Below are 23,873 nucleotides of genomic sequence, written 5' to 3'. Positions count from 1 at the left end.
GCCAACGATCGACATCTGGAGCCGAGCACATGGCCGCACCCGGCACTGACACCGTCGCCGCCCCCGCCCGCCGGGAACGCACGGGCTGGTACTTCTACGACTGGGCCAACTCGGCCTTCTCGACCACGGTCGTCACCGTCTTCCTCGGACCGTTCCTGACCACCACCGCCGAGATCGCCGCCGGGTGCCCCCTGGGCACCGACGACTGCACCGGCCGGGTCCACCCGTTCGGCATCAGCGTCGCCGCCGGCTCCTTCTTCCCGTACGTGGTCAGCCTCTCGGTGTTCCTGACCGTCTTCGTGCTGCCGATCATGGGGGCCATCGCCGACCGGGCCCCGCGCAAGAAGCCCCTGCTGGCCTCGGCCGCGTTCCTCGGCGCCGCCGCCACCATCGGGTTCGTGTTCGTCACCGGCGACCGGTACTGGCTCGGCGGGATCCTGTTCCTGATCGCCAACATCGCGTTCGGGGCGTCGATCGTCGTCTACAACTCGTTCCTGCCCCAGCTGGCCGGCCCCGACGAACGGGACAAGGTGTCCAGCCGCGGCTGGGCCCTCGGCTACCTCGGCGGCGGGCTGCTGCTGGCGGCCAACCTGGTCGCCGTGGTGCTGCTGTCGATCGACGGCGACGACCAGCGCACCATGGACATCGCCCGGTTCTGCATCGTCAGCGCCGGCGTCTGGTGGGCCGTGTTCACCCTGCTGCCGCTGCGCTGGCTCCGCGAGCACCCCGCGGCCGGGGCCACCGAGCAGCGCGGCAACGTGCTGACCGACGGGTTCAAGCAGCTCGGGCACACGTTGCGCAGCCTCAAGGCGTACCCGCTGACGCTGTTCTTCCTGCTCGCCTACCTGGTCTACAACGACGGTATCCAGACCGTGATCGCCCTGGCCGCCCAGTTCGGCAGCGAGGAACTCGACCTCGGCCAGTCCACCCTGATCGTCACCATCCTGATCGTGCAGTTCCTCGCCTTCGGCGGCGCGCTGCTGCTCGGCGCCCTGGCCGCCCGCATCGGGGCCCGCAAGACGGTCCTGCTCAGCCTGGTGCTGTGGATGCTGGTCATCGGGGCCGCGTTCTGGCTGCCGTCCGGTCAGCCGCTGCCGTTCATGCTGCTCGGCGCGGGCATCGGCCTGGTCCTCGGTGGCAGCCAGGCGCTCAGCCGCAGCCTGTTCTCCCAGCTGATCCCGGAGGGCAAGGAAGGCGAGTACTACGGCTTCTACGAGATCAGCGACAAGGGCACCAGCTGGCTCGGCCCGCTGCTGTTCGGCCTGATCTTCCAGCTCACCGACAGCTACCGGCTCGGCATCATCAGCCTGGTCGTGTTCTTCGTGATCGGTGGAATCCTGCTCGCCCTGGTGCCGATGCGCCGCGCCATCGTCGCCGCGGGCAACACACCCCCCAGACTGCTCTGATGGACATCGTCATCGACCACGACGCCGCCACACCCCCGTACGAGCAGGTCCGGCTGCGGATCGCCGAGCTGGCTTCCACGGGGGTTCTGGTGGCGGGCGAGAAGCTTCCTCCCGTACGGGCCCTGGCCGCCGACCTGGGTCTGGCCGTGAACACGGTCGCGCGTGCCTACCGGGAGCTCGAACTGGCCGGCCTCGTGGAGACCCGCGGCCGCCTGGGCACGGTCATCACCGCCCGGGCGGCGGGCACCTCGGCCCAGGCCCAGCGCGCGGCCACCGCGTACGCGGAAAAGGTCTCGGCCCTGGGGGTGCCACCCGAAACAGCGCTCGCGCTGGTGCGGGTGGCCCTCGGACTCTAAAGCCCGTGGCGCCGGCCCAGCTCGGTGTACGTCTCGCCGGGCTGGGCGAACCACGGCGGGCCGTCCGGGTCGGCCGTCGTCTTGATCCGCAGCGTGGTCAGCTCCCCGACCTCGGGCAGCTCGTCCGGGGCGAACCAACGGACCTCCAGGGTCTCGTCGCCGTCCGGCCGGGCCTCGCCGCCGACCGCCCGGCAGCGGAACCACACGGCCAGATACTCGCAGCGGTCGCCGTTCGGATACTGCGCCTCGTGCATGGCCACCCCGCCGAGCCGGTCGATCTCGGCGATCACCCCGGTCTCCTCCTCGATCTCGCGCAACGCGGCCGCGGCCGGCTGTTCCCCGGGGTCGATCATCCCGGCCGGCAGCGACCAGCGGCCGTTGTCCGAGCGCCGGATCAGCAGGATCCGCCCGTCATCGTCGCGGACCACCCCGCTCGCGCCCGGCAGGAGCAGCAGGTCGTGACCGATGTGGGCGCGCAGCCCGGTGATGTACGGCGAGATCGGCATGCCGCCCACGCTAGTCAGCTGTCACAAACCCGGTCCGGGCGGTGCCCTGTGGCCATGAACATTCTTGTTGCCGGCGGCGGCTATGCCGGGGTGCTGGCCGCCAACCGCCTGTCCCGCCACGCCGACGTCACCCTGATCAACCCACGCGACGCCTTCGTCGAACGGATCCGCCTGCACCAGCTCGCGGCCGGCACCTACGACCCGGTCGTCCCTTTCGATCACGTGCTTTCTTCCCGCGTACGCCGGATCACCGCGACCGTGGAGACGATCAGCGCCCCGGACCGCACCGTCACCCTGTCCACGGGCGCTGTCCTCTCGTACGACTACCTCGTGTACGCCGTCGGCAGCGGCCCCGCCCACAGCTCGTCGGTGGCCGACCTGTCGTCGGCCCAGCGGCTCTTCGATACGCACGCGGACGCCGTCACCGTTGTCGGGGCCGGGCCGACCGGCATCGAGCTGGCCGCCGAACTCGCCGAGCAGGGCACCACGGTCACGCTGATCGGCCCGCTCAACCCGTACCTGCACCCACGCGGCCGGGCCGTGGTCGCCGATTCACTGACGCGCCTCGGCGTCAGCATGGTCGACGCCCGGGTCACCGCCGTCACCGCGGACACCGTGGAGCTGGCCGACGGAAGCACCCGGCCCAGCCCGGTCACCGTGTGGACGACCGGTTTCGCCGTGCCCGATCTGGCCGCGCGCAGCGGCCTGACCACCGACCCGGCCGGACGGCTGCTCACCGACGAGACCCTGACCAGCGTCGACTCCCCGCACATCGTGGCCGCCGGCGACTGCGCGGCCCCGTCCGGACGCCCGCTGCGGATGAGCTGCCAGGCCGCCGGCCCGCTCGGCATGGCCGCCGCCGACACGGTCATCGCCCGCCTGTCCGGCCGGGATCCGCGGCCGTTCGTGATGGGTTTCCTCGGCGAAGGCCTGAGCCTGGGCCGCCGCTCCGGGCTGTTCCAGATGTCCGGCCGCGACGACGTCGCCGTGGACCGCCACCTGGCCGGGCGGGCCGGGGCGCGGCTGAAGGAGTTCGTCTGCCGCAGCACGGTGTGGCAGTTGGGCTGGGAGGCCCGTCATCCCGGCGTCCTGCGTATCCCGGCCTGGATGAACGACCGGTCCCGCCGTGCCGACTATGCGCCGGCCAGCTGAAACCGCTCGAACCGGTCCAGCGCCGCCTCGATGGCGGCCCGGTGCACCGGGTCCCCGGTCCGGGTCCACTGCTGCACGAGCAGCTTCCCGGCGGCCCGGTCGGTCTTCAGGTCGAGCACGGCGACGACCCGGTCACCGACGAGCACCGGCAGGGCGAAGTAGCCGTACCGGCGCTTGGCCTTGGGCAGGTACGCCTCGAAGACGTGCCGGTAGCCGAAGAACCGCTCGAGCCGTTCCCGCTGGATGATCAGCGGGTCGAACGGTGACAGCAGATGCACCGCTTCCGACGCGGCGGGACTGGCGTCCAGGGTGTCGGGGGCGGCCCAGTGCTCGACGCCGGCCACGCTCACCGGCACCAGCTCCCGGCGCCGGACCCGCTGCTCGAGCAGCGCGCGGACGGTCGGCTTCAGGTTCGGCCGGTGGAAACAGATCGAGGCCAGGCTCACGACACCCTGCGCGCGCAGGGCCCGGTCGAGCCGGTAGGTCAGTTGCTGCCGTCCGGTCGCCGGGCGCGGCGGGCTGGTCCATCCGAAATGGCGGTCCATCAGCTCGTACGTCTTGACCATGCCGTCGCGCCGGCTGACCGTCAGCAGTCCCCAGCTGAACGCGATCTCCAGGGCCAGCTTCGACGGTTTCCGGCTGGCCCACAGCCAGTCCTTGTCGACCAGCACGTCGTCGGTGATGTCGCGGATCGTCAGCGGCCCGTTGCCGCGGACCCGGGCCACCACCCGCCGCACGTCCTGCGGGGTGGCGGCGGCGTGCCACTTCAGCCAGGGGCCGGTCCGCAGCTCCCGCATCCGGGGCAGGAAGAACCGCAGGTCCTCGGCCGGGGCGTACGACAGGGCGTGGGTCCACGTCTCGAACACGCTCTTGTCCGTGCTCTGCGCCTGCTGCAGGTCGGCCCGCCGGTAGCCGGGGACGCGGCTGAACAGGATGTGGTGGTGGGCCCGCTCGATGACGTGGATGGTGTCGATCTGCACGTACCCGAGATGGCGTACGGCCGCGGCCACCGCCTCCGGTCCGGCCCCGAACGGCTCGGGCGTGTCGAGCCGTTGCGCCCGCAACCAGATCCGCCGGGCGTGACCGGCCGTCAGTTCCACGCCGCCGAGGCTAGCCGCCGCGTGTGACCACCGTGGTGCGGTGGACCGACCGTTTCGGCGAGGTGCCGGCGCCGTTGATCCGCGCGAACAGCAGCTCGGCGGCGTGCGCGCCGAACGCGGCGGCGTCGTAGGTGACCAGCGTGACCGGGTGGGGCAGCAGGTCGGCGAACTCGATGTCGTCGAACGCGGCCACCCCGACCCGGGCGCCCCGGGCGGCGTGCAGCACGCCGACACACATGCGGTTGTTGTCGGCGAAGAAGGCGTCCACCTCGCCCGCTTCGATCAGGTCAGCCGCGGCGGTGCGGGCGTCGCCGACGGTGTGCGCGTTGAGCCGCACCAGGGCCGGGTCGAACGGCAGCCCGGCCCGTTTGAGGGCCTGCTTGTAACCGGCCAGCCGGGACCGGCCGGTCGTCACCGACGGGTCACCACCGACGTACGCGATCCGGCGGTAGCCCTGCTCGACCAGGCTCTGCACGGCCTGCCGGGCGCCGCCCTGGTTGTCGAGCACCACCGCGTCGGCGGGCACCCCGGCCGGCACCCGGTCGAGGAAGACCATCGGCGCCCACCGGCCCAGCTCGGCGTGCAGGTCGCGCTGGGTGTGCGCGGTCGGCACCACCAGCACCCCGTCGACCCGGCGGCGCAGCACCAGGTCGCGCAGCAGGTCGCGTTCCCGGTCGTAGCTCTGCCGGGTGCTGGCCACCACGAGCATGTGCTGGTGGCGGCGGGCCACCTCCTCGGCGCCGTCGGTCACCGCCGACCAGAACGGGTTGACCGCGTCCTCGATGACCAGGGCGACGGTGTCGGTGGTCTGACCGGGGCGCAGCGACCGGGCTGCCTCGTTGCGTTCGAAGCCCAGCTCGGCGATGGCCCGTTCGACGGCGGCGCGGGTCTCCTCCCGGATGTAGCGCTCGTTGTTGACCACGCGGGAGACCGTCGCCGGGCTCACCCCGGCCGCCCGCGCGACGTCGTGCATCGTGGGCCGGCGTTGGGTCACCGTGTCACTCCGGATTCTCGTACGACAGCGGTTGCGCGGCTCAGCGTATCTGATTACGTTTTCAGAGAACGTTTACAGAGACGATACTCAATGAGGGTTATTCAGGGCCTACCGCAACCACGGATTTCCGCAGGTCAAGGCACTGGGTCTCCACCGCCCTGAATAACCCTCATTTGGATCTTGCGATCGTGAGGAGAGTCCTGATGCGGCCCAAACACGTTCTCGCCGCGCTGACCGCGCTGGCCCTGACCACCGCCTCGGCCGGCTGCGGCGGGTCCGGCGGCGACGACAGCGACAAGACGATCACCGTCGCCTACCAGAAGTTCGGGGCGTTCATCCAGCTGGACGCGCAGCTGCAGAACGTGAAGAAGGAGTACGAGGCCGCGCACGCCGGCTGGACCGTCGAGCTGGTGCCGATCGAGGCGGCCGAGAACGACTACTACACCAAGCTCTCGCTGATGAACCGGTCCCCCAAGACCGCACCCGACGTCATGTACGAGGACACCTTCCTGATCAACACCGACATCCAGGCCGGGTTCCTCGCCCCGATCGACGAATACCTGAGCGGCTGGGCCGACTGGAGCCAGTTCACCGACGCCGCCAAGGCCGCCGGCAAGGCACAGGACGGCAAGACCTACGGCGTACCGATGGGCACCGACACCCGCGCCCTCTGGTACGACAAGACGATCTTCCAAAAGGCCGGCCTGACCGTGCCGTGGGAGCCCAAGAGCTGGAACGACGTCCTGGCCGCGGCCCGCACCATCAAGCAGAAGGTGCCCGGCGTGACCCCGCTCAACGTCTACTCCGGCAAGGGCGCCGGCGAGGGCGCCACCATGCAGGGCTTCGAGATGCTCCTGTACGGCACGAAGCACACTCTCTACGACGACGCGCAGAAGAAGTGGATCGTCGGCAGCCCGGGCTTCAACGACTCCCTGGGCTTCATCAAGACGATCTTCGACGAGAAGCTCGCGCCGGACCCGCAGGACGCCCTCGACCCGAACTGGGGCACCAAGGTCAACACCGAGCTGTTCCCCACCGGCAAGCTCGGCATCAGCCTCGACGGCTCGTGGACCAGCAGCACCTGGATCGAGTCGGGCAGCAAGCCGTGGCCGCAGTGGACCGAGAAGCTCGGCTACGCCGCGATGCCCACCCAGAACGGCGAGGCGCCCGGCAAGACCAGCATGTCGGGTGGCTGGCTGCTGTCGGTCGGCGCGCACGCCGCGGACAAGAAGGCCTCGTTCGACTTCGTCACCACGATGCTGAACAAGGAGAACACCCTCAAGTACGACATCGCCGCCGGGCAGATCGCCGAACGCAAGGACGTGGCGGCCGACCCCCGCTACCTGGAGTCCAACCCGTCGCTCGAGTTCTTCACCGGCCTGGTCGACGTCACCCACTTCCGGCCCGCCTACCCGGACTATCCGAACGTCTCCAACGCCATCCAGGTCGCCATGGAGTCGGTGATGACCGGCCAGGCCCCGGTCGACGCCGCCGCCAAGACGTTCGCCGAACAGGTCACCTCGGCCGTCGGCGGGCCGGACAAGGTGACCACCGCGTCATGACGACCGCCACCGCACCGCGGGCAGCGAGGTTCGGGGCGTTCGTCCCGGCCCTGCTGCTGCTCGTGGTGTTCTTCGCCGGCCCGCTGCTCTGGGCCGTCTACAGCGCGTTCACCGACGTCGCGCTGACCGGCTCGGCCGAGGTCAACTTCATCGGCGTGGACAACTTCACCACGATGTGGCACGACGCCCAGTTCTGGAACTCGCTGTGGCTGACCCTGGTCTTCGTGGTCGGGTCGGCCGTGATCGGGCAGAACACCCTCGGCCTGCTGATCGCTCTGCTGCTGCGCGGCCGTAACGCCGGCACCCGCGGCGTGGTCAGCGGCCTGGTCATCGCCGCGTGGACGGTGCCCGAGGTGGTGGCCGGGTTCTGCTGGTACTCGTACCTGCACCGCGACGGCACCCTCAACGGCATCCTGGGCTGGGTCGGGCTCGACCAGAACTGGCTCTACACCACACCGATGCTGGCCGTCATCCTGGCCAACGTGTGGCGCGGCACCGCCTTCTCGATGCTGGTCTACCAGGCCGCGCTCAACGACGTGCCCCCGGAACTGCACGAGGCCGCGGCCATGGACGGGGCGTCGGCCTGGCAGCGGCTGCGGTCGGTGACCCTGCCGCTGATCCGCCGGTCGATCGTCAGCAACCTGATGCTGATCACCCTGCAGACCCTGGCCGCGTTCGGCCTCATCTACGTGATGACCAAGGGCGGCCCCGGCACCAAGAGCTCGACCACGCCGATCTACATGTATCAGGAGTCGTTCCAGTTCTACAAGCTCGGCTACGGCACCGCGATGGCCCTGGTCCTGCTGGTCATCGGGGCGATCTTCTCGCTGATCTACGTACGCCTCATCAAGGTCGACAACCTGTGACCGGCCCCCGCCGCGGCCCGATGCGCCTGGCCGCCTACCTCGTCCTGGCCCTGGTGGCGATCTCGTTCTTCCTGCCGTTCCTGTGGCTGATCGTGGCGTCGATCCAGCCCGGCGCGGCCCTGTCGGCCGACATCAGCTGGCAGTTCTCGTGGGAGAACTTCGGCGAGGTGCTCAACGCCGAGACCATCTTCCGGCCGGTCCTCAACTCGCTGATCATCTCCGGCGGCACGGCGCTGATCACCGTGTTCGCCGCGACCCTGGCCGCCTACCCGCTGTCGCGCTACCGCAGCCGTTTCGGGCGGCTCTTCCTGTACGGGATCCTGTTCTCCACCGGCCTGCCCATCACCGCCGTGATGGTGCCGGTCTACACGATGTACAGCCAGTTCGAGCTCACCGACTCGGTGCCCGCGCTGATCCTGTTCATGGCCGCGTCGTCGCTGCCGTTCGCCATCTGGATGATGAAGAACTTCATGGACTCGGTCCCGGTCGAACTGGAGGAGGCCGCCTGGACCGACGGGGCCGGCTGGCTGCAGTCCCTGCGCCGGATCATCCTGCCCTTGATGGTGCCCGGCCTGACGGTGGTGTTCGTCTTCACGTTCGTCACCCAGTGGGGCAACTTCTTCGTGCCGTTCATCCTGCTGCAGAGCCCCGACAGCCAGCCCGCCTCGGTCACCATCTACACGTTCTTCTCCACGTACGGGCAGGTCGCCTACGGTCAGCTCGCCGCGTTCGCGATCCTCTACACCCTGCCGGTGGTGCTGCTCTACACCGCCATGTCCCGCGTCTTCGGCGGAGCGTTCAGCCTCACCGGCGCCGTCAAGGGCTGACGGTGCGGGCCGCGTTCGCCGCGAACCGGTCGTTGAGCTCGCCGGCGCGGCCCTGGTCGATCACGTCGCCGGTGTCCTGCTCCCAGCCCCGCGGAAGCTCGGCCGAGACGGCACCGTGCCGGGCCGCCCACGAGGCGGTGGCGTAGGCCGACCCGCCCGCCGCCTGGATCTTGGCGAGCGTCGCGGTCTGGAACTGCACCGGATGCCCGGCCCCGGCCGCCGCCGCCATGTGCTGGTACATCGCCTCGTAGCCGGACCGGGTCTGCACCGGCTCGCCACCCTCCCAGCGAGCACTCAGCGAATTGTTGGCCCATACGCCGTACGGGCCCATGGTGGTCCTCTGATGCTCCATGAGGGCGATGGTGGTGGCCGGGCTGACCTGCACCGCGCCGTCCGCGACCGTCTGCCACGGGTTGTAGGCCACCGACGACGCGACCCCCAGCGGCGTGAGGATCCGGTGGTGCGCGGCCATCGCCCGTTTCAACGCGGCCTGGTCCTTGTCGTCGGTGTAGCCGGCCGCGACCGCCTGGTCCCGGTTGGCCGCCACACCGAGCTGTTTGACACACGGCTCCGCATACAGCGTGCACGTCGCCGACACGGTCGCCTCGACCCAGCGCGGCCGGCCCCGCAGCGCACCGGCCAGCCCGTCGAGCATCCTCTCGTACGCGGCGAGGAAGTCGTCGTGCCACCACTGCGGGACGGTGTGGCGGCTGTCGTCCTCCGGATCCAGCCACCCGGTCAGCGGCCCGTCCCCCAGCCGCAGCGCCCAGTCCGGCGACTCCGACCCGGCGACCAGGCGAAGCTTCAGAAACGGGTACCCCGCGTCCGGCGCCACCGCCTCGGCCCGATCCAGCGCCGCCGTGGCCGCGTCGCTGAACCCGACCTCCGGCTCCGGTTGCACAACGCTCCAGGGCAGCCGCAGCACAAGCCCACGCAGCCGATCCTGATTGGCCGGCCGGACCAGATGGTCCTCCCGCGCGAGAAGCCCCGCCGCCCGTCCCCGCAGGCCGGTCGGCGCGCTCCTCAGTCCGAACGGCAGCCCGGCCGCCAGCAGCAGCACCCCCCGACGACGCATGCCCGGCACGCTATCAGTCCACTACAGACCCGGCGAGCGGCCGCAGCGCCGCACCTCCGCGCGGGTGTGCCGGCCGACGAGCACGACTTGCATCCTGTACCCGGGTACACGCTTACCGTCAGGGCATGACCAGCGATGACCTGGCATGGGTGCCCGAGACGTGCACCCTGCCGACCGTGGACCGGCCGCTGCGGCTGGCCGAGTTCGATGACCTGTTCGCCACCGCCCTGCGCAGCCAGCAGCGACTCTCCCCGACGGCGCTGCGGTGGCACCTCGACCCGGCCGCGGAGGCAACCGCCCAGGACCTGACCGACCGGGAAAGCGCCTGTTGCTCCTTCTTCACCTTCACCTTCACGGCGCGCGGAGCAGTCGTACAGGTGGATGTCGAGGTGCCTCCCACACACGTCGACGTCCTCGACGCGCTCGCCACCCGCGCGGCCGCGGCGCCGGCGTGAGCGAGTTGCGCAGCGGCCAGGTCGCCGCGGCGGCCGGGGTCAACCTGCAGACGTTGCGCTACTACGAACGCCGCGGCCTGCTGGCCGAACCGGCACGCACCCTGGGCGGGCACCGCCTCTACCCGCCGGACACCGTCGCCCTGCTGAGCGTCATCAAGGCGGCACAGCGTCTCGGCTTCACCCTCGACGAAGTCGCCGAGCTGCTCGACACCGGCCGCCGCCGGCACCCCACCGCCGACCTCCGGCAACGCGCCATCGCCAAGATCACCGAGATCGACGCGAAGATCGCCGACCTGACGGCCATCCGCGCCGCCCTCACCGACGTGCTCGACGCCCGCTGCGACAGCCTCACCCACTGCACCTGCCCCGACTGCCCCCTCCCGTTGCTGACCATCGGCACCACCGAACGCCCCCACGGAGAGCCCGCATGAACCCGCCCACCGCATCCACGAGCCCGTCGGCGGACACACCCGCAGACAACGGCCCGCCGACAAGCAGCAAGGTCACCGGCGGGCTGGCCGCACTCGCCTGCGCCGCGTGCTGCGCCCTCCCGCTACTCATCACCGCCGGCATCCTGACCGGCACGGGCGCAGCCCTCCTGGAGCAGACCCTGCTCGCCGTCGCCGCCGGGCTGGCCGCGACCGCGCTGGCCGTGTGGTGGCTGCACCGACGCCGCAACGCCCGGCGGGAAGCCGCTGCGGGCGGCCCCAACGGCGGATGCGGTGGTGGGACCTGCGGCTGCTGAACCGAACACCCGGCCAGCCCCGTTCACCGTCCACCAGTTCCCGAGCCGCTGCGACAACCGGCCCACCGTGGTGTCCGGAGCCAACGCGCCACCGCCGGCGTCGGCGATCATGCGACCGACCAGCGGCCGCAGCGCAGCAGCCCGCCACGAGTCCGGCCGCGACCGGCGCGTGCTCGTGCCCCGGGGTCGATCTCGAGCAGGCCCGCCCACCCGTCGAAGTCGAAGCCACGCCGGAATCTGTCATACCCGGCCCATAGCGTGTGCGGATGGACGTCCCGTGCCCACGCTGCCACAAACTCCGCCCACCCGAATCCTTCGTCACCGCTACCGGTCAACAGCGCAAGAGCTGCCGCTCCTGCCTCGAAGCCAAGCGTGAGGTGAACCGCCGGCACCGCCTGCGAATCGGCCCCGACGGCGTCCGCGCAGCGAACCTGCGCGACAAGTACGGCATCTCCGTCGAGGAGTACGACGCACTGCGGGCGAGCCAGGACTACCGGTGTGCCGTCTGCCGACAGCACGAGAACGAGATCCCGGCCACCAACACCGGCCGGCCGCGACTCGACGGCCGCCCACCGGCGGTGTCGTTCAAGCTGGTGGTCGACCACTGCCACCGCACCGGCCGGGTCCGCGGGCTGCTCTGCGCGGGCTGCAACTCCCTGATCGGCCACGCCCGCGACTCACCGGCGATCCTGACCGCGGCGGCCGCATACCTGCAGCTGGACCCCGGGACTGTCGCGCCGAGCTTGCCCGCGCTGTCCCGGCTGCGGGTGGTCGACGCCGCGGCCCCGGAGGGATCCTTCCGCACGTTCCAGTTCCGGGGATCCGTGACAGTCCGGATCGGCGACCACGAGATCCACCTTCCTGAGGGCGCCACCAGAACCGTCGTCGCGTCCGCCACCGACATCCCGGTCGTCGCAAGTTGAGTTACAACAGAAGAGTCATTATGGGGTAACCGAATTATGTCCGTTTTTGGATTACTGGATTGCTGGTATTAGTAATCCAGTAATTCGGGCTCACGGAGGGTCCGGCGAACCCGCTCAGAAGTCAGGATGTACGCGGCCATCACCACAGGAGGGACGGCGTCGATCGCCAGGCCGACCGTCGACTTCATGCCCAGCAGATGCCAACCCGCCAGGAAAACCAGCGACAACACGTGGAAGACGACGTTGTGCCCGATCGCGGAACGTCGCCGGCGCGCCACGAGCACATACAGCACCACGGTGTAGAGGACCAGCAGCGCATTCGTCACGACGTAGACCGCCAGCGACGCCGCCGGGACGAACGAGACGAGTCCGGCCCGCGACGGATCCGCGGCGACCACCAGCGAGCCGATCGTCAGGGCCAGCCCGTGCAGAGCCGAACCGCCCAGCGCGACAAGATAGACGACCAGCCAACCCCGGATCGGGACCCGCTGAACCTGACTTCTGACGTACACCATGGATCGGCCTCCCCGGACGGCGGTCCCTTCATCCTTCGGCCCGACCGCCGCGCCGCCCATGGTCGTAACACCCGTCCCCGCCGGGGTGCTGCCACCACCACGCGAAGCCGAGCCCGAGGAGACCCAAGCCGCACTTCCGAGCATGTCGCCCTCATCAGCTCAGCTCGGCCGATCACTCTTCCGCTCGGCTTTCCACAATTGAGGGGATGGCCCCCGCTGGACGATCCACTGCCAAAGTTGCCAGTCGTGTTTGTTACATAAGCGTCGACCGGCTTTTACGGAGGCGTGCACGTTAGGGGGTAGGGCGTCGAGTGTCGCGGGAGTGGCCCGGCGGCACGGAGGGCGCCGGGGGCGAGATGGCTGACTTCTCCATACCCAGTGGCAGTTACTCGAAGATCGCCGCCAAGGGTCGAAAGATCCGGACCCGGCCGAGTTACGCTGCGTTGGCGCTCAAGGGTCAGGTGGCCCATAAGGCCGATGTGGTTGCACCGGCCGGCAATGTCGCGGTTGACGCTCTGGCCAAGTCGACCGTAGGTGCGGTGGATGGTTCTCCGGACGGGTTCGGCCAATTCGTCGACTGGAACAGTGATCTCGATTTTGGGATGGTTGCGTTCATCTCCGCGTCGAACAATTTCGGTATCGGCGTCAACGGGTTCCGCGACGGCGACACCATCGAGATCGTCTACGCCCTGGGTGTGGCCACGTTCGCCAAGGAGGTCAAGAACTAGTATGTCGACAGCATCGTCAGCGTCGTCACCGCCGGCGCAGACCTGACCGCCACTCTCGTCGGACACCCCGAGGCGATACCGGTCATCAAGGCCATCGGCGACGCTATCAACAAGGAGTTTCCGGAGAGGATCCAGGAGGCCAAGGCCCGCGACCCTTGGGGTTTCAAGGTGTCCTCGGACGAGGATAGTGAGTTCGCCCGGCAGGAGGGCGGCCTGCTGATCTGCTCTCCGGCAGTGCAGGGAACGTGGTACAGCGGTGGCGAGAATTCGAAGGACCGTTGGATTCAGTTCAATAACGGCAACAGGGACCGACGGGACAGCAACCGTCCCAAACACGTTGAAAATGCGACTTTCGCGCGTCGCAACATGGGCCGATATGGATTGGCCGGCAACGGCACTCTGATCATTTGCCCATGGGATATAGGAAACAAGTTCGCGGACAACGCCGGAGGATACGCGATCAGTTTCATCCTGCGGCGCGGCCAAGCACCGAGTCCCGTCGGATAGCCGAGGATCGGGGGCACAGACGGCCAACCCCTCGCCGATTCCTGCAAACGGCCGGTGGTGATACCACCGGCCGTCCGGTCTCAACAATGGAATCCACACAAAGGCTCGGTGCTACTCCGCTCACTATGAAGCGCCTACATCAGCACCGGTTTTGAACGTATGGCAGGGACCATTTCCAACACCGTCGAGGTCTGAACTCTGACCTACTGCGGGCCGGTACTCGCCCGTCACAACGAAGGGCGGAGGACACCAGGGTCGGCACGACCAGGAGAAGAAAGTGCTTGGGGCAGGTGACCGGCGTAGCGGGTCGTGCTGTCGCTGCGATCTCTGGGACCGCCGGACAGCCGGCGGGTTCAGGGTGTCGAGCAGGCCGGCCACGGCCAGGCGCTCGTCACGGTCCGTCGGTGATCTCCCTCAGGCGCCGGCGCAGGTGGGCCCGGTCGAGGTCGGTCACGGCCAGATCCAGCGCTTTCCCGTACGCCACGGCCGCCTCCCCGGCCATCCCGGCGCGGAACAGCAGGTCGGCGCGGGCGGTGTGCAAAGGCGCGTAGTCCCGTAAACGCTCGTCGTCCGTCAAAGCGTCAATCAGGGTGAGACCAGCCAGCGGACCGTCCCGCATCGCGACGGCGGCGGCCCGGTTCAACGCCACGACGGGGGATGCGGTGAGGGCATGCAACACGTCATAGAGAGCCACGATCTGCGGCCAGTCGGTGGTCGCCACGTCCGCCGCCTCGTCGTGCAGGGCCGCGATCGCCGCCTGCACCCCGTACGGTCCGGCCGCCCCGGCCAGGGCCCGCGGCACCAGCGCCAGCCCCTCGGCGATCATCGTCGCGTCCCAGCACCCCCGGTCCTGGTCACCGAGCAGCACCAGCGACCCGTCCACGCCGATCCGGGCCTCCCGCCGGGCGTGCACAAGCAGCATCAACGCCAGCAGGCCGGTCACCTCCCGCTCGCCCGGCAACAGCCCGTGCAGGATCCGCACCAGCCGGATCGCCTCGTCGGCCAGGTCGGCCCGCTGCGCCGCATACCCCTCGGTGAAAATCGAATACAGGGTCTGCAGCACCCCCGGCAACCGCTGCGGCAACTCGTCCGCACCCGGCACCCGGAACGGGATCCGCGCCTCCCGGATCTTCTTCTTCGCCCGGACGAGACGCTGCGCCATCGTCGCCGCCGGCACCAGATAGGCCCGCGCCACCTCCACCGTGCTGAACCCGGCCAGGCACCGCAACGTCAACGCACCCCGCGCGTCCTCCGCCAGCGCCGGATGCGCACAGGTGAAGAACAACTGCAACCGGTCGTCCGGAAACTCCGCACCCTCCGGGATCTCCGTCACCGAGTCGACGTGCAGCAGAGCCAGCTTCGCCGCGTACGTCCGATCCCGCCGCAACCGGTCCACCGCCTTACGCCGCGCCGTCGCCATCAGCCACGCCCCGGGCCGCTCCGGCACCCCCTGCACCGGCCAGTGCACCAGCGCCGCCTCGATCGCCGCCGACGTCACCTCCTCGGCCAGGTCCAGATCCCCGAACCGCCGCACCAGCGCCCCCAGCAACCGGCCGTGCTCCTCCCGGAACACCGCCTCCACCGCATCGTGCTGCACCATCGGGAAGCGCTCAGGCACCGAAGTCCGCCACCGGCCGCACCACCACCGAACCGCTGCCCCACGACCCCGGGCACCGCGCCGCCCAGTCCAGCGCCGCGTCCAGATCCGGCACGTCGATCACATAGAAGCCGCCCAGCACCTCCCGCGTCTCCGCGAACGGCCCATCCACCACACTGCGCGTCCCGTCCGCGGCCACCCGCACCGTCGTCGCCGTCACCAGATCAGCCAGCGACTCCCCCGACACGAAAATCCCCGCCTCCTGCACCGCCTTGTCGAACGTCTGCCAGTCCTGCACCGTGCAGTCGTTGTTGACCCCGTCCTCGCCCACAGCCCCAGCGTTGATCAGCAGCATGTACTTCACGGTCATCCTCCGGCTCTCACCCGGCACGGCCCTGCGCCGCACACCCACACGACGTTCGAAAAGTGCCCCCATCGACACCACATAAAAAAAAATCCCGCTCCCGTACGCCTCGTCGACTCCACACCAGCACCAATCCTGAACCGGAGGCTCCGCGCGACCAAGGCGACCGTGCCGGGCCGCTGCGCGACCTCCGGCTGCCTGAGAAACTCGAGCACAACGGGCACCCCCGATCCGGCCGGCAACAACCAGGCGACCCGTGGCCGGCCAGGCCGGGCGGGAGACGGGGGAAGACCACGATCCGGGATCCTGGTGCCATGGCTTCCGCAGACGACCTCAGCGACGAGGCGAACTGGCGTGGCGGCTTCTACGAGCTCTCGCTCGACCTGGGCGCCGCCGACGACCACCGGGCCGAGCGGGCACTCCAGGCACTGTGGCGCGCCGCCGACGTCCACGGATGCCACGACCGCCTCGGACTTGCCGACAGCGAACTCAGCCTGGCCGGCCTCCGCGAACACGACCACCTGTGCGGCACCGTGACCCTGCCGTCGGGCCGCCGATCCGTGTGCGGCGCCTTCCTGACCCGCTACGACGAGGACGACACCGACGAACTCGAGCTCTACCTGCCCATGGGCGCCCTGGCCCGCACCGACCGCCGGATCGGTGGCTTCCCGTTCAGCCCCGGCAGCGGCCCCGAAACCCTGCGGTGGCGCGCCGACCTGGACCGATGGCTGGCCGGCATCGCCACCGCCGTCCACACACAGGTCCCGCTACGCCGCGCCCACATCGGCTTCGAACTCGACGACCACTCCATCGCCACCGGCTACGCCGCCATCCTGACCCCAGCCACCGACGGCCTGTCCTACCAGCCCGCCACCACCTGACCAAACGGTCCGCTACCCGGTGGCACGCGCGACGACCGCAGACCACCGCTGATCGCCGTCCGGCTCGACGGTGACGGTGATCGGCCCCGGGCCGATCGAGTCGTCCCGGTTGCGGGAGACCTCCCCGCCGTCGCAGGGCATCCTGGCCAAGGCCTTCGCGGCGCCGGCGACCCGGTACGTGACCACCAGGAATCCGCCACCCACGCAGGTCACGGAGAAGTCGACCGCACCGGTGTCCTCGTCCCCGCCCACACTCTGTGACCAACTGCCGGTGTGGTCGGTCACCCGCACGAGCTCCCGCCCGGCGTCCGGTGAGGCAAGCACAGGCAGGGACGACGGCGGGACCGGGCTGGCACCGCCCTCGACCTCGTCCGAGGCGGTGCAGCCGGTGAACAGCGCCGACGTCCCCACGAGCACCACCCAGGAGACCACCCGCCGCCACATACAGTCATCCTGCAGCGGAAACGCGGCCCCGGCCCCCGGAACCGGCGAAGACCGGCGCTACGCCGTCGGGTCCCAGTCGATCAGGCGCTCGTAGTGCCGCCGATCGCCGTCCAGCTTCACCGCGTCCAGGGTGATCCGCCCGTAGAAGAGCATCACCAGCTCACTCGCCGAGGCGGTGATGACGGCATCGGCCGAGGTGGCCGGGTGACTGACGTGGGCGCCGTCGCCGTCCAGCCGCACACTCCAGGACGGGCCCTCGGTCGTCTGGTAGGCGAGCACCACCGGCTCGTACGGCCAAGGAACCTCGGTCGTCCCGCACGTGTGCAGGAACTCCTCCACGCCGTCGAGCGCCACCACCTCGGGCAACGGCTCCGCAGACCCCACGGCGAGCTGCGCGTCATAGGTGTGCACCGCGAACTCCTGCAACTGATGCCGAGCCACCCCGGCCGCGGTCTCCGGCGTCGCCGTGCCCGGCCACCACGTCCAGCACCCACCGTCGGGGCCGGCGGTCCGCAACGCGTCCAGCATCAGCCCGGTCGACGCGGCCATCCACCCGTCGAGCGACTCCCGCGGGGCCGGGCTCGCCCACACCGGCTTCGGCGCGGGAGCATCCGCCGGCCCCGCCGCCACGATGGCCGCCCACTTCCGGCGCCCCTCACCGAGATGCTGCACCAGATCGAACAACGTCCACTCCGGGCACGACGGCACCCGCACATCAAGGTCAGGCGCCGACGCCACCACGGCCCGGAACGCGGCCGACCGCTCGTCGATCAACCGCAGCAACTCGTCGAAGTCAAGACTCACCCGCGCTGTCTACCACCAGCCCCGGCCCGGCGAAACCGAATAACGGATCAGCGGGACGCCTCACGACGGCCCCGCTTACCCAACGGCACCTCGGCCATGTCGACCACCTGCACCGTCACGTTCTTGAACGGATAACCATGGGCGGCCAACCACTCCTCGGCCTTGATCTGCGCCCGCAGACCCGCCTCCGGCACCCCCTCGGCATCCGGCGCCTCCTCAGCGAACCGGAACGTGAAAAACGGCCGCCCCGGCAGGTCATAGGCCAGATAACCGTCCGCCGTGTACTGCGTGTTCATGAAATCGTGGGCCGGACCGTCCGCCACCAGCGCCGCCATCTGCTCAGCACTCAACCCGTCGAAACTGCCACGCACGGTCACCCGCACAGCCCGGCTCATGCCGAATCCTCCGTCACCCGACAACACACGAAGAGCCAGTATCAGCCGAACCAGCACCGTACGGAACCGGATTACGGCCACCCGATGTCGTCGAGGAACTCGTCGATCGCCACCACGATCCGCGCCAAAACCGCGATCGTGTCCGTCAACGGCCCCGGCACCACCATCCCGTGATCAGCGGCGGGCACCTCCACCACGTACGGGGAAAGCCTCCGCGCCGCAGCCCGATCCCACGCCTTGTCGGCCGTGCCGCCGACCAGCAGAAACGGCGCCGTCGCACGCTCCAGAGCCGCCGGCACCCACGGCACCGACAACAACGGCGTCAACCACACCGCGGGCAGACTCCGCTCCGCCGCCAGACCCGCCGCGAAACTCCCCAGCGACTTCCCGACCAGCAACGGCTGCCCACCCAACCGGTCGAGCACCGGCCGCACCTGCCCGCACACCCACGACTCCGACAACTCCGCCGGCGGCGCCTCGGTCCAGTCATGACGGTGCACCGTGGCACCCCGGAACTGCGGCACACCACCCGCATAAGCCAGCAAACCCGCGTAGCTGCCGTGACTGCCCCCAGGAACCACCACCGCATCGGCCATGCGCCGAAACTAACCGGGCGCGAACCGGAACGCGATGCCCCGCGGATCAGCAACCTCGGCCAGCCCCGCCACATCGACGAACCCACCCAGCCGCGCCCGCGCCGCCTCAGCCGACGACACCTCCCGCAACTGCACCGAAAACCCCTGAAAAGCCAGCCACGCCTCGACCGTGAACTCCGCCGGCCCCAGACCGTCCAGATCACCGGACAACGTGGCCACCACCCGCACCCGCGAACCGTCCTGCCCGGCCACCCGCAGAGCCACCACGTCGTACCGGAAATGGCCCTGGAACCGCACCGACGCCTCCACCGGCTCGGCAAACGACGAACACGCCACCTCCACCCCGCTCAGCGTCCGCCAATCCGCCGCCGCCCACGGCAACCACTCCACATCGAGCGTCAACGACTCCCCGTCGACCGGCGCCAGCGGAACCACACACGACCACGTCAACTCGGGACCCAGCCCCACCACCGGATTGTCGAACAACAACCCCGACCAGCCGCCCCCCTCGACCGCGATCAGCGACGCCGCTTCCAACCCACCCTTGTCATCGGCCACGCGCGGAAGTTTCCCACGACCCCCCGACACTTTCACGCCGAGCCACCACGCAAATCCACACCGGACCACCCATTTCCCCGTACGCCCCCAAGCGTCACCACCCACACCACACCCGAGACGCCGTGCGTGTGACCTCCCGGCAATCACCCCGGCGCATGGGGAATATCGGGTCCTGGTACTTGCCGCAGTGATCGCCCACGGCGGCTCCGCACCGACGCCCACCGGCTCGACCAGGTCGTCACCCAGATCTACGGCCCCCGCGGACGTCAGAGACCAACTGATCCGGGCGGCCGCCACGCCCTCGACTCCGCAGCCCACTCCGTCACCGACAACTCCGGCCGCGCCCCGGCCGTCCGGCGCTGCGAGACCGCGTCGGCCGCCTCGCACCCGACGGGCAGCAGACCCCCGTCAATGAGCTGGCCGCCTCGCTGAGCCGCAGACAGAGCACGATCGCCCCGACGGGCAGCAGACCCTCGCCAATGAGCTGGCCGCCTCGCTGAGTCGCACACAGAGCACGATCGCCCCCGGCTACCGGGCCCGCATGTCCCGGCCTCCGACCGCACCGCCGGAACCCATAATGGCCAGGCCGGTCCGGCCGATCCGGGAACCATTTGATCAGCGTCGACAGAGATGTGGCCGGGGCCGACGCTCATCACGCCGTAGCCGACGTAGACCAGACCACCGACCTGGAAGCCAGCCTCCAACAGGCATTCCCCACCACCGTCGACCACGACCCGGCGACGACACCCGGGTGGGACAAGGCAGTTGCCTTCGAGCATCGGGCGGCCGCCCTCGTCCACACCGTCCGCGCGGCCGCCGCGCCACAGTTGGCCGAGTTCGCCCGGCCCGCCGCCGGCCGGGCGCGCATCGAGGTCGAAGCACACAGCGCCGAGACCACGGTGATGTCGCACGACCAGAGCGACGCCTTCCTCCGCCCGACCCGGCGGCCTGGCGAGCAGGGCCGCACGAGGCGGCAGGTGCGGCAGGACGTCGAGAGCTGAGGCGATGCCGGTACGTATGTCGGGCTTGGCCAGGGAGCGGCACCCTTCAGCGGGGCCTAGCAACTCACCGGCCCTCTGCCCGGGGACCCGGCGAGCGGCACCCTTCCTTCGGTGGAGGGCCGGCAGCTCACCGGCGTTCTGCCCGGCGACCTGGCGAGCGGCACCCTTCTGTCGAGGACCAGCAGCTCACCGGCCATCCGTCCGGCGATCAGGCGAGCGGCACGCTTCAGTGGAGGCCCAGCAACTCACGGATCCCGTGAACCGGGTGATAACCGAACGCCTCGACAGCAGCCCGTGAGTCGTAGACCCGGTCGATCGTGCGTGGCAGCGTCCAATTCCGTACGCGGAAAACGGAAGCCACCTCGGGAAGCCGCGCCGCGATCAGGCCGGCCGCGTCAACGTGCAGCTCCACGCAGTCGGCCCGGGTGAACGGGAACGGCCCGGCGATGTTGAACGTCCCGGCCGGGGCGCTCGGCTCGGCGACAGCCACAACGGCCGCCGCGACGTCTTCCAGAGCCACCGCCCGATGCAGGAAATGGGTGGCCAGCACGGGCAGCGGTTCCGGGAAACACCGGGCGATCCGCAGGACGACCGACGACATGACGGCCGAGCCGACCAGCCGCTCAGCAGCCAGCTTCGTCTCGTCATAGATGTCGCGCGGACGAGGCTCCAAGCCCTCGTCCACCCACACAGCCCGATCGGTAGGCACCAACGCGCTCCCATACACGCTGGTACTGCTGATGTAGACCACGCGCCCGACACCCACCCGATCGGCTTCGTCCAGCAGCGCCTCGGTGACGTCGACGTTGACCGCCCGGAACTCCCGGTCGTCAACCCGCCCGACGTGCGGCGCGTGCAGGGCAGCCGCGTGGACCAGCAGATCCGCACCGCGCAGAACACCCCGCCGCGCCTCGGCATCCCGCAGGTCCCCGACGACACCGGTACGTGGGCCGGCCACCCGGTCGACCCCTCGAACCATCCAGCCCGCCGCACCCAGGGCAGTCGCGACAGCCGTCCCCACGCGACCGGAAGTGCCGGTGACCACAGCGATCCGTCGCTCATGCACAGAACAATCTGACCACGGACCCGCCCGACGGATCCCGTGAGGTGGCGACCACGGTGTCCCTTCGATGCGGCCCCAGTGCATCCCGGACAAGCGCCGATGTCGAGGACCTGGTCCGCCGCCAACCTCCGCCCTGGCGGATGCGGCGCCGGCTCGGTCAGGTCGTCCCAGCCCGCCACAACCTCATTCGCCACGCCATCCGCGACGTCCAGCAGCGGCGGACGAGAACCGGCCCGAACGCTCCGAACGCGCATGGACGATAGCCTGCTGGACGGGGTCGAGCAGGGCCTGGCCAAGTTGTTTGTGGTCGAGGTAGGCGGGCGGCCCGCAGGGTCGCTCGTCCTTTGTGCCTTTGATCTCTGCGCGTAAGCCATCCTAGGAAGATAGGAAGTAGGTTCGAGTCAGTGGCCATAGCGTGGGCCAGGTGGTCGAGTCGGTGAGAGGAGCCTCTCGCCCATCTCCGTCACCACCTGCTCCAGGCGCTCGCGCTCAACCCGACCCCGTAAGTGACACGCCGGCGTCCACGAGCCCGTCGATGCAGGCCTTCGCGGTCGGTCCAGCGCCATCACCAGAACCATGCGTCTCCGCTCGGCCCTGCCTTGAACAAGGCGGGGGCGGCCGTGCGAAACCGGCGGGCCTACATCGCCGAGATGACCGAGAGGCTGCGCCAGGCGACGGCCGGGGCTGCTCGACCTGAACCCACGCCAGCGACCAGCCTGCATGTGCTTATGGCGGCTGGCTCGAGAGTCGCAGGACGTTGTCAGCATCGGCGATCTGGAAAGTGTCTGTGACTCTCGCAGCAAGCGCCGCTGCCGGTTGGTCCGGATGAGGAACGTTTTCGCCTCGCGCTGCGCCGCCCGATGGCCGGTCGCGCCTGGCTGGCTGCACGACGCGATCGGGGTCGCAGTGCTCAGTCGGGGCTACAGCGAGTCCGTTGACGCTGGTGAAGGTGCGCTGCTCGGCCGGCGAGCTCGAGCGGCGTTGACGCCGTAAAAAGGAACGGCGCGCTTCGCGCAGCACGGTCCGCCGGCGCCATTCGCGGCCGGGGGTCTGGGCGCGGTCGCCGAGGCCACGAGCGCGTGAGAGGTGCCGAGCTGTCGCGCCGCTCACCGGAACCAGTCCCCGGAACGGGCGGCGTTAGGGTCTCCCCGTGACGGGTGAGCGGCGGGGGCGGGTCATTCTGCTCAACGGGGCGTCCAGTTCGGGCAAGACCAGCATCGGGCGGGCTCTGTTGCCGCTGCTGGCGGAGCCGTGGTTCTTCGTGCCCATGGATGCGATCGGGGAGATGCGGTCGACCGTGCACACCCGGGTGCTCGACGACGGCGAGATCGAGGCGATGCTGGTGCGGACCCGGGTCGGGTATCACCGGCTCGTGGCGGGGCTGGCCTCGGCCGGCAACGACGTCATCATGGACTATCCGCTGAGCGAGTCGTGGCGGGTCGCCGACCTGGTCGCGACGCTGGACGGCTTCGACGTGACGCTGGTGGAGGTTCGCTGCTCGGCCGAAGAGCTCGAGCGGCGGGAACGGGCCCGCGGTGACCGGCCGGTCGGGCTGGCACGCTCGCAGGCTGCGATCTATGCGCTCGGCGCGTGGGACATCGCGGTGGATACGACGAACACCACGCCCGCCGAATGCGCGCGGATCATCGTCCGCGAACTCGATCGGCTCACGGAGCCGAACGCCTTCGCGCGACTGCGCGAGCAGCAGGCACGTGAGCAGTAAGCACGCGCGAGCAGCAGGGCGCGCGAGCAGTAAGCACGCGCGAGCAGCAGGGCGCGCAGCAGGCGCGCGAGCAACCCGGAACAGCCGGCCGCCCCTATCGCGCGGTCAGGTAGGGAAGCAGGTCGGTGAGGCGTGAGACGGTGCGGGTGGGGTGCACGCCGTCCGGTGCGGGGCGGCCCGCGCGGTTGACGAAGGCGGTCGCGATGCCCATCGCCGCCGCCCCGACCAGGTCGGACGCGGGTGAGTCGCCGACGTGGATCACGTCGGCCGGGCCCAGGCCGAGTCGCGCGAGAGCCATCCGGAACGGCTCCGGGCGGGGTTTGTAGGCGCGCGCGTCCTCGCTGGTCACGACGTGGTCGACGGTGATGTTCAGGGTCTCCAGGATGGCGGTCAGCGGGGCCCGGTCGGCGTCGGAGACCAGGCACACCGGCACGTCGAGGGCGGCCAGGAACGGTACGGCGTCGGGAAAGAGCTCCGGCGGGCCGAACGGGCGGGCGGGGAGGCGTACGGGAAAAGCCTCGGCCAGGCTGGACGCATTGAGGTCGGCCAGGGTGCGGAAGGCCGGCCCGTGCGCGCCGTCGGCCATCGCCCAGAGGCTCGCATTCCACTCCTGCTCGAGCTGAGCTGGGGAAACGCCGGCGATCGCGGCCAGCTCGGCGATGTAGGGGCCGTCGTCGTCGACGACAAGTGTGCCGAACACGTCAAGCAGAATCGCTTTGTACACGCCCGG

The 23,873-nt window shown here is 69.9% G+C and carries 29 protein-coding genes; 15 read left to right on the top strand and 14 right to left on the bottom strand.

Features of this window, described 5'->3' with window-relative positions; translation table 11 throughout:
* Positions 1 to 29: 29 nt before the first annotated feature.
* Together KOI35_RS18515 and KOI35_RS18510 are read left to right on the top strand one after the other, a co-directional pair.
* Positions 30 to 1,406 (top strand): MFS transporter, encoded by a 1,377-nt coding sequence (locus tag KOI35_RS18515; RefSeq protein ID WP_215788697.1) that lies wholly within the window; start codon positions 30 to 32, stop codon positions 1,404 to 1,406.
* Positions 1,406 to 1,762, top strand: coding sequence for a GntR family transcriptional regulator (locus KOI35_RS18510; protein ID WP_215788696.1), 357 nt, complete (start codon positions 1,406 to 1,408; stop codon positions 1,760 to 1,762). Before KOI35_RS18515 ends, KOI35_RS18510 begins: the two co-directional genes overlap by 1 nt.
* On the opposite strand, the gene KOI35_RS18505 is transcribed toward KOI35_RS18510, so the two are convergent.
* Positions 1,759 to 2,268: an NUDIX hydrolase gene (locus KOI35_RS18505; RefSeq protein ID WP_215788695.1), complete on the bottom strand. Its 510-nt coding sequence runs from the start codon at positions 2,266 to 2,268 to the stop codon at positions 1,759 to 1,761. The genes KOI35_RS18510 and KOI35_RS18505 overlap by 4 nt on opposite strands.
* Positions 2,269 to 2,322: 54 nt before the next feature.
* Here KOI35_RS18505 and KOI35_RS18500 point away from each other — a divergent pair, with 54 nt between their 5' ends.
* Entirely contained in the window at positions 2,323 to 3,420 is a 1,098-nt protein-coding gene (locus KOI35_RS18500; protein WP_246613270.1) for an NAD(P)/FAD-dependent oxidoreductase, read from the top strand.
* On the opposite strand, the gene KOI35_RS18495 is transcribed toward KOI35_RS18500, so the two are convergent.
* Together KOI35_RS18495 and KOI35_RS18490 are read right to left on the bottom strand one after the other, a co-directional pair.
* Entirely contained in the window at positions 3,402 to 4,520 is a 1,119-nt protein-coding gene (locus KOI35_RS18495; protein ID WP_215788693.1) for a winged helix-turn-helix domain-containing protein, read from the bottom strand. The two genes, KOI35_RS18500 and KOI35_RS18495, sit on opposite strands and share 19 nt — an antisense overlap.
* Positions 4,521 to 4,530: 10 nt before the next feature.
* Positions 4,531 to 5,514 carry a LacI family DNA-binding transcriptional regulator gene (locus KOI35_RS18490; protein WP_215788692.1) on the bottom strand — a complete coding sequence of 328 codons (984 nt, stop codon included), beginning with the start codon at positions 5,512 to 5,514 and terminating at the stop codon, positions 4,531 to 4,533.
* A gap of 188 nt (positions 5,515 to 5,702) precedes the next feature.
* On the opposite strand from KOI35_RS18490, the gene KOI35_RS18485 reads away from it, so the two are divergent.
* From KOI35_RS18485 to KOI35_RS18475, 3 genes are read left to right on the top strand one after another with little or no spacing between them, the layout of a single operon-like run.
* Positions 5,703 to 7,076 carry an extracellular solute-binding protein gene (locus tag KOI35_RS18485; RefSeq protein WP_215788691.1) on the top strand — a complete coding sequence of 458 codons (1,374 nt, stop codon included), beginning with the start codon at positions 5,703 to 5,705 and terminating at the stop codon, positions 7,074 to 7,076.
* Entirely contained in the window at positions 7,073 to 7,942 is an 870-nt protein-coding gene (locus tag KOI35_RS18480; RefSeq protein WP_215788690.1) for a carbohydrate ABC transporter permease, read from the top strand. The genes KOI35_RS18485 and KOI35_RS18480 overlap by 4 nt, the downstream gene beginning before the upstream one ends.
* On the top strand, positions 7,939 to 8,769 hold the full coding sequence (locus KOI35_RS18475) for a carbohydrate ABC transporter permease (RefSeq protein ID WP_215788689.1): 831 nt from the start codon (positions 7,939 to 7,941) through the stop codon (positions 8,767 to 8,769). Before KOI35_RS18480 ends, KOI35_RS18475 begins: the two co-directional genes overlap by 4 nt.
* On the opposite strand, the gene KOI35_RS18470 is transcribed toward KOI35_RS18475, so the two are convergent.
* Positions 8,759 to 9,844 (bottom strand): hypothetical protein, encoded by a 1,086-nt coding sequence (locus KOI35_RS18470; protein ID WP_215788688.1) that lies wholly within the window; start codon positions 9,842 to 9,844, stop codon positions 8,759 to 8,761. The genes KOI35_RS18475 and KOI35_RS18470 overlap by 11 nt on opposite strands.
* Positions 9,845 to 9,969: 125 nt before the next feature.
* On the opposite strand from KOI35_RS18470, the gene KOI35_RS18465 reads away from it, so the two are divergent.
* The 4 genes from KOI35_RS18465 to KOI35_RS18450 all read left to right on the top strand — a co-directional run bounded on the left by KOI35_RS18465 (position 9,970) and on the right by KOI35_RS18450 (position 11,967).
* Positions 9,970 to 10,299: a hypothetical protein gene (locus KOI35_RS18465; RefSeq protein ID WP_215788687.1), complete on the top strand. Its 330-nt coding sequence runs from the start codon at positions 9,970 to 9,972 to the stop codon at positions 10,297 to 10,299.
* Positions 10,296 to 10,730 (top strand): MerR family transcriptional regulator, encoded by a 435-nt coding sequence (locus KOI35_RS18460; RefSeq protein WP_215788686.1) that lies wholly within the window; start codon positions 10,296 to 10,298, stop codon positions 10,728 to 10,730. The genes KOI35_RS18465 and KOI35_RS18460 overlap by 4 nt, the downstream gene beginning before the upstream one ends.
* Positions 10,727 to 11,044, top strand: coding sequence for a mercuric ion transporter MerT (merT, locus tag KOI35_RS18455; RefSeq protein WP_215788685.1), 318 nt, complete (start codon positions 10,727 to 10,729; stop codon positions 11,042 to 11,044). Before KOI35_RS18460 ends, merT begins: the two co-directional genes overlap by 4 nt.
* A gap of 266 nt (positions 11,045 to 11,310) precedes the next feature.
* A complete protein-coding gene (locus KOI35_RS18450; RefSeq protein ID WP_215788684.1) occupies positions 11,311 to 11,967 on the top strand; it encodes an endonuclease VII domain-containing protein in 657 nt (218 codons plus the stop codon).
* A gap of 68 nt (positions 11,968 to 12,035) precedes the next feature.
* Here the strand turns inward: KOI35_RS18450 and KOI35_RS18445 are convergent, their stop codons facing one another.
* A complete protein-coding gene (locus KOI35_RS18445; protein WP_215788683.1) occupies positions 12,036 to 12,482 on the bottom strand; it encodes a DUF2569 family protein in 447 nt (148 codons plus the stop codon).
* A gap of 356 nt (positions 12,483 to 12,838) precedes the next feature.
* On the opposite strand from KOI35_RS18445, the gene KOI35_RS18440 reads away from it, so the two are divergent.
* Together KOI35_RS18440 and KOI35_RS18435 are read left to right on the top strand one after the other, a co-directional pair.
* The gene (locus KOI35_RS18440; protein WP_215788682.1) at positions 12,839 to 13,210 is read left to right on the top strand and encodes a hypothetical protein; all 372 of its coding nucleotides are present in this window, start codon (positions 12,839 to 12,841) and stop codon (positions 13,208 to 13,210) included.
* A gap of 168 nt (positions 13,211 to 13,378) precedes the next feature.
* Entirely contained in the window at positions 13,379 to 13,717 is a 339-nt protein-coding gene (locus tag KOI35_RS18435) for a hypothetical protein (RefSeq protein ID WP_215788681.1), read from the top strand.
* A 391-nt stretch (positions 13,718 to 14,108) separates the two neighbouring features.
* On the opposite strand, the gene KOI35_RS18430 is transcribed toward KOI35_RS18435, so the two are convergent.
* Together KOI35_RS18430 and KOI35_RS18425 are read right to left on the bottom strand one after the other, a co-directional pair.
* The gene (locus KOI35_RS18430; protein WP_215788680.1) at positions 14,109 to 15,317 is read right to left on the bottom strand and encodes an RNA polymerase sigma factor; all 1,209 of its coding nucleotides are present in this window, start codon (positions 15,315 to 15,317) and stop codon (positions 14,109 to 14,111) included.
* A gap of 10 nt (positions 15,318 to 15,327) precedes the next feature.
* Positions 15,328 to 15,684, bottom strand: coding sequence for a YciI family protein (locus KOI35_RS18425; RefSeq protein WP_246613269.1), 357 nt, complete (start codon positions 15,682 to 15,684; stop codon positions 15,328 to 15,330).
* A 308-nt stretch (positions 15,685 to 15,992) separates the two neighbouring features.
* Here KOI35_RS18425 and KOI35_RS18420 point away from each other — a divergent pair, with 308 nt between their 5' ends.
* Positions 15,993 to 16,559: a hypothetical protein gene (locus tag KOI35_RS18420; protein WP_215788679.1), complete on the top strand. Its 567-nt coding sequence runs from the start codon at positions 15,993 to 15,995 to the stop codon at positions 16,557 to 16,559.
* Between the two features lie 12 nt (positions 16,560 to 16,571).
* On the opposite strand, the gene KOI35_RS18415 is transcribed toward KOI35_RS18420, so the two are convergent.
* From KOI35_RS18415 to KOI35_RS48420, 5 genes are all read right to left on the bottom strand, one after another.
* A complete protein-coding gene (locus KOI35_RS18415; RefSeq protein WP_215788678.1) occupies positions 16,572 to 17,003 on the bottom strand; it encodes a hypothetical protein in 432 nt (143 codons plus the stop codon).
* Between the two features lie 57 nt (positions 17,004 to 17,060).
* Complete coding sequence (locus KOI35_RS18410) at positions 17,061 to 17,807, bottom strand: maleylpyruvate isomerase family mycothiol-dependent enzyme (protein ID WP_215788677.1); 747 nt, start codon at positions 17,805 to 17,807, stop codon at positions 17,061 to 17,063.
* A 47-nt stretch (positions 17,808 to 17,854) separates the two neighbouring features.
* Positions 17,855 to 18,202 (bottom strand): DUF6204 family protein, encoded by a 348-nt coding sequence (locus KOI35_RS18405; protein WP_281420147.1) that lies wholly within the window; start codon positions 18,200 to 18,202, stop codon positions 17,855 to 17,857.
* A gap of 71 nt (positions 18,203 to 18,273) precedes the next feature.
* The gene (locus KOI35_RS18400; RefSeq protein ID WP_215788675.1) at positions 18,274 to 18,798 is read right to left on the bottom strand and encodes an alpha/beta fold hydrolase; all 525 of its coding nucleotides are present in this window, start codon (positions 18,796 to 18,798) and stop codon (positions 18,274 to 18,276) included.
* Positions 18,799 to 18,807: 9 nt separating this feature from the next.
* Entirely contained in the window at positions 18,808 to 19,356 is a 549-nt protein-coding gene (locus KOI35_RS48420; RefSeq protein WP_215788674.1) for a hypothetical protein, read from the bottom strand.
* 632 nt (positions 19,357 to 19,988) lie between these two features.
* On the opposite strand from KOI35_RS48420, the gene KOI35_RS18390 reads away from it, so the two are divergent.
* Positions 19,989 to 20,357 carry a hypothetical protein gene (locus KOI35_RS18390; protein WP_215788673.1) on the top strand — a complete coding sequence of 123 codons (369 nt, stop codon included), beginning with the start codon at positions 19,989 to 19,991 and terminating at the stop codon, positions 20,355 to 20,357.
* 226 nt (positions 20,358 to 20,583) lie between these two features.
* On the opposite strand, the gene KOI35_RS18385 is transcribed toward KOI35_RS18390, so the two are convergent.
* Entirely contained in the window at positions 20,584 to 21,402 is an 819-nt protein-coding gene (locus KOI35_RS18385; RefSeq protein WP_308121067.1) for an NAD-dependent epimerase/dehydratase family protein, read from the bottom strand.
* A 1,168-nt stretch (positions 21,403 to 22,570) separates the two neighbouring features.
* Between KOI35_RS18385 and KOI35_RS18380 the strand changes: the two genes are divergently transcribed.
* Positions 22,571 to 23,143: a chloramphenicol phosphotransferase CPT family protein gene (locus KOI35_RS18380; protein ID WP_215788672.1), complete on the top strand. Its 573-nt coding sequence runs from the start codon at positions 22,571 to 22,573 to the stop codon at positions 23,141 to 23,143.
* 94 nt (positions 23,144 to 23,237) lie between these two features.
* Here the strand turns inward: KOI35_RS18380 and KOI35_RS18375 are convergent, their stop codons facing one another.
* Positions 23,238 to 23,867 (bottom strand): HAD family hydrolase, encoded by a 630-nt coding sequence (locus tag KOI35_RS18375; protein WP_215788671.1) that lies wholly within the window; start codon positions 23,865 to 23,867, stop codon positions 23,238 to 23,240.
* Positions 23,868 to 23,873: the final 6 nt, after the last annotated feature.

Origin of the sequence: Paractinoplanes bogorensis (genome assembly GCF_018829635.1) — a bacterium.
Lineage (GTDB): Bacteria > Actinomycetota > Actinomycetes > Mycobacteriales > Micromonosporaceae > Actinoplanes > Actinoplanes bogorensis.
Note: the sequence above shows the minus strand (reverse complement) of the source record. Positions and strands in the feature narration are given on the sequence as shown.

Excerpts from the sequence above, each read along its gene's own strand:
- KOI35_RS18465 (WP_215788687.1), top strand. The coding sequence starts at position 9,970 with ATGACCAGCGATGACCTGGCATGGGTGCCCGAGACGTGCACCCTGCCG.
- KOI35_RS18500 (WP_246613270.1), top strand. The coding sequence starts at position 2,323 with ATGAACATTCTTGTTGCCGGCGGCGGCTATGCCGGGGTGCTGGCCGCC.
- KOI35_RS18505 (WP_215788695.1), bottom strand. The coding sequence starts at position 2,268 with ATGCCGATCTCGCCGTACATCACCGGGCTGCGCGCCCACATCGGTCAC.
- KOI35_RS18470 (WP_215788688.1), bottom strand. The coding sequence starts at position 9,844 with ATGCGTCGTCGGGGGGTGCTGCTGCTGGCGGCCGGGCTGCCGTTCGGA.
- KOI35_RS18425 (WP_246613269.1), bottom strand. The coding sequence starts at position 15,684 with ATGACCGTGAAGTACATGCTGCTGATCAACGCTGGGGCTGTGGGCGAG.
- KOI35_RS18430 (WP_215788680.1), bottom strand. The coding sequence starts at position 15,317 with ATGGTGCAGCACGATGCGGTGGAGGCGGTGTTCCGGGAGGAGCACGGC.
- KOI35_RS18510 (WP_215788696.1), top strand. The coding sequence starts at position 1,406 with ATGGACATCGTCATCGACCACGACGCCGCCACACCCCCGTACGAGCAG.
- KOI35_RS18405 (WP_281420147.1), bottom strand. The coding sequence starts at position 18,202 with ATGAGCCGGGCTGTGCGGGTGACCGTGCGTGGCAGTTTCGACGGGTTG.
- KOI35_RS18415 (WP_215788678.1), bottom strand. The coding sequence starts at position 17,003 with ATGTGGCGGCGGGTGGTCTCCTGGGTGGTGCTCGTGGGGACGTCGGCG.
- KOI35_RS18480 (WP_215788690.1), top strand. The coding sequence starts at position 7,073 with ATGACGACCGCCACCGCACCGCGGGCAGCGAGGTTCGGGGCGTTCGTC.
- merT (WP_215788685.1), top strand. The coding sequence starts at position 10,727 with ATGAACCCGCCCACCGCATCCACGAGCCCGTCGGCGGACACACCCGCA.
- KOI35_RS18440 (WP_215788682.1), top strand. The coding sequence starts at position 12,839 with ATGGCTGACTTCTCCATACCCAGTGGCAGTTACTCGAAGATCGCCGCC.
- KOI35_RS18515 (WP_215788697.1), top strand. The coding sequence starts at position 30 with ATGGCCGCACCCGGCACTGACACCGTCGCCGCCCCCGCCCGCCGGGAA.
- KOI35_RS18420 (WP_215788679.1), top strand. The coding sequence starts at position 15,993 with ATGGCTTCCGCAGACGACCTCAGCGACGAGGCGAACTGGCGTGGCGGC.
- KOI35_RS18445 (WP_215788683.1), bottom strand. The coding sequence starts at position 12,482 with ATGGTGTACGTCAGAAGTCAGGTTCAGCGGGTCCCGATCCGGGGTTGG.
- KOI35_RS18450 (WP_215788684.1), top strand. The coding sequence starts at position 11,311 with ATGGACGTCCCGTGCCCACGCTGCCACAAACTCCGCCCACCCGAATCC.
- KOI35_RS18400 (WP_215788675.1), bottom strand. The coding sequence starts at position 18,798 with ATGGCCGATGCGGTGGTGGTTCCTGGGGGCAGTCACGGCAGCTACGCG.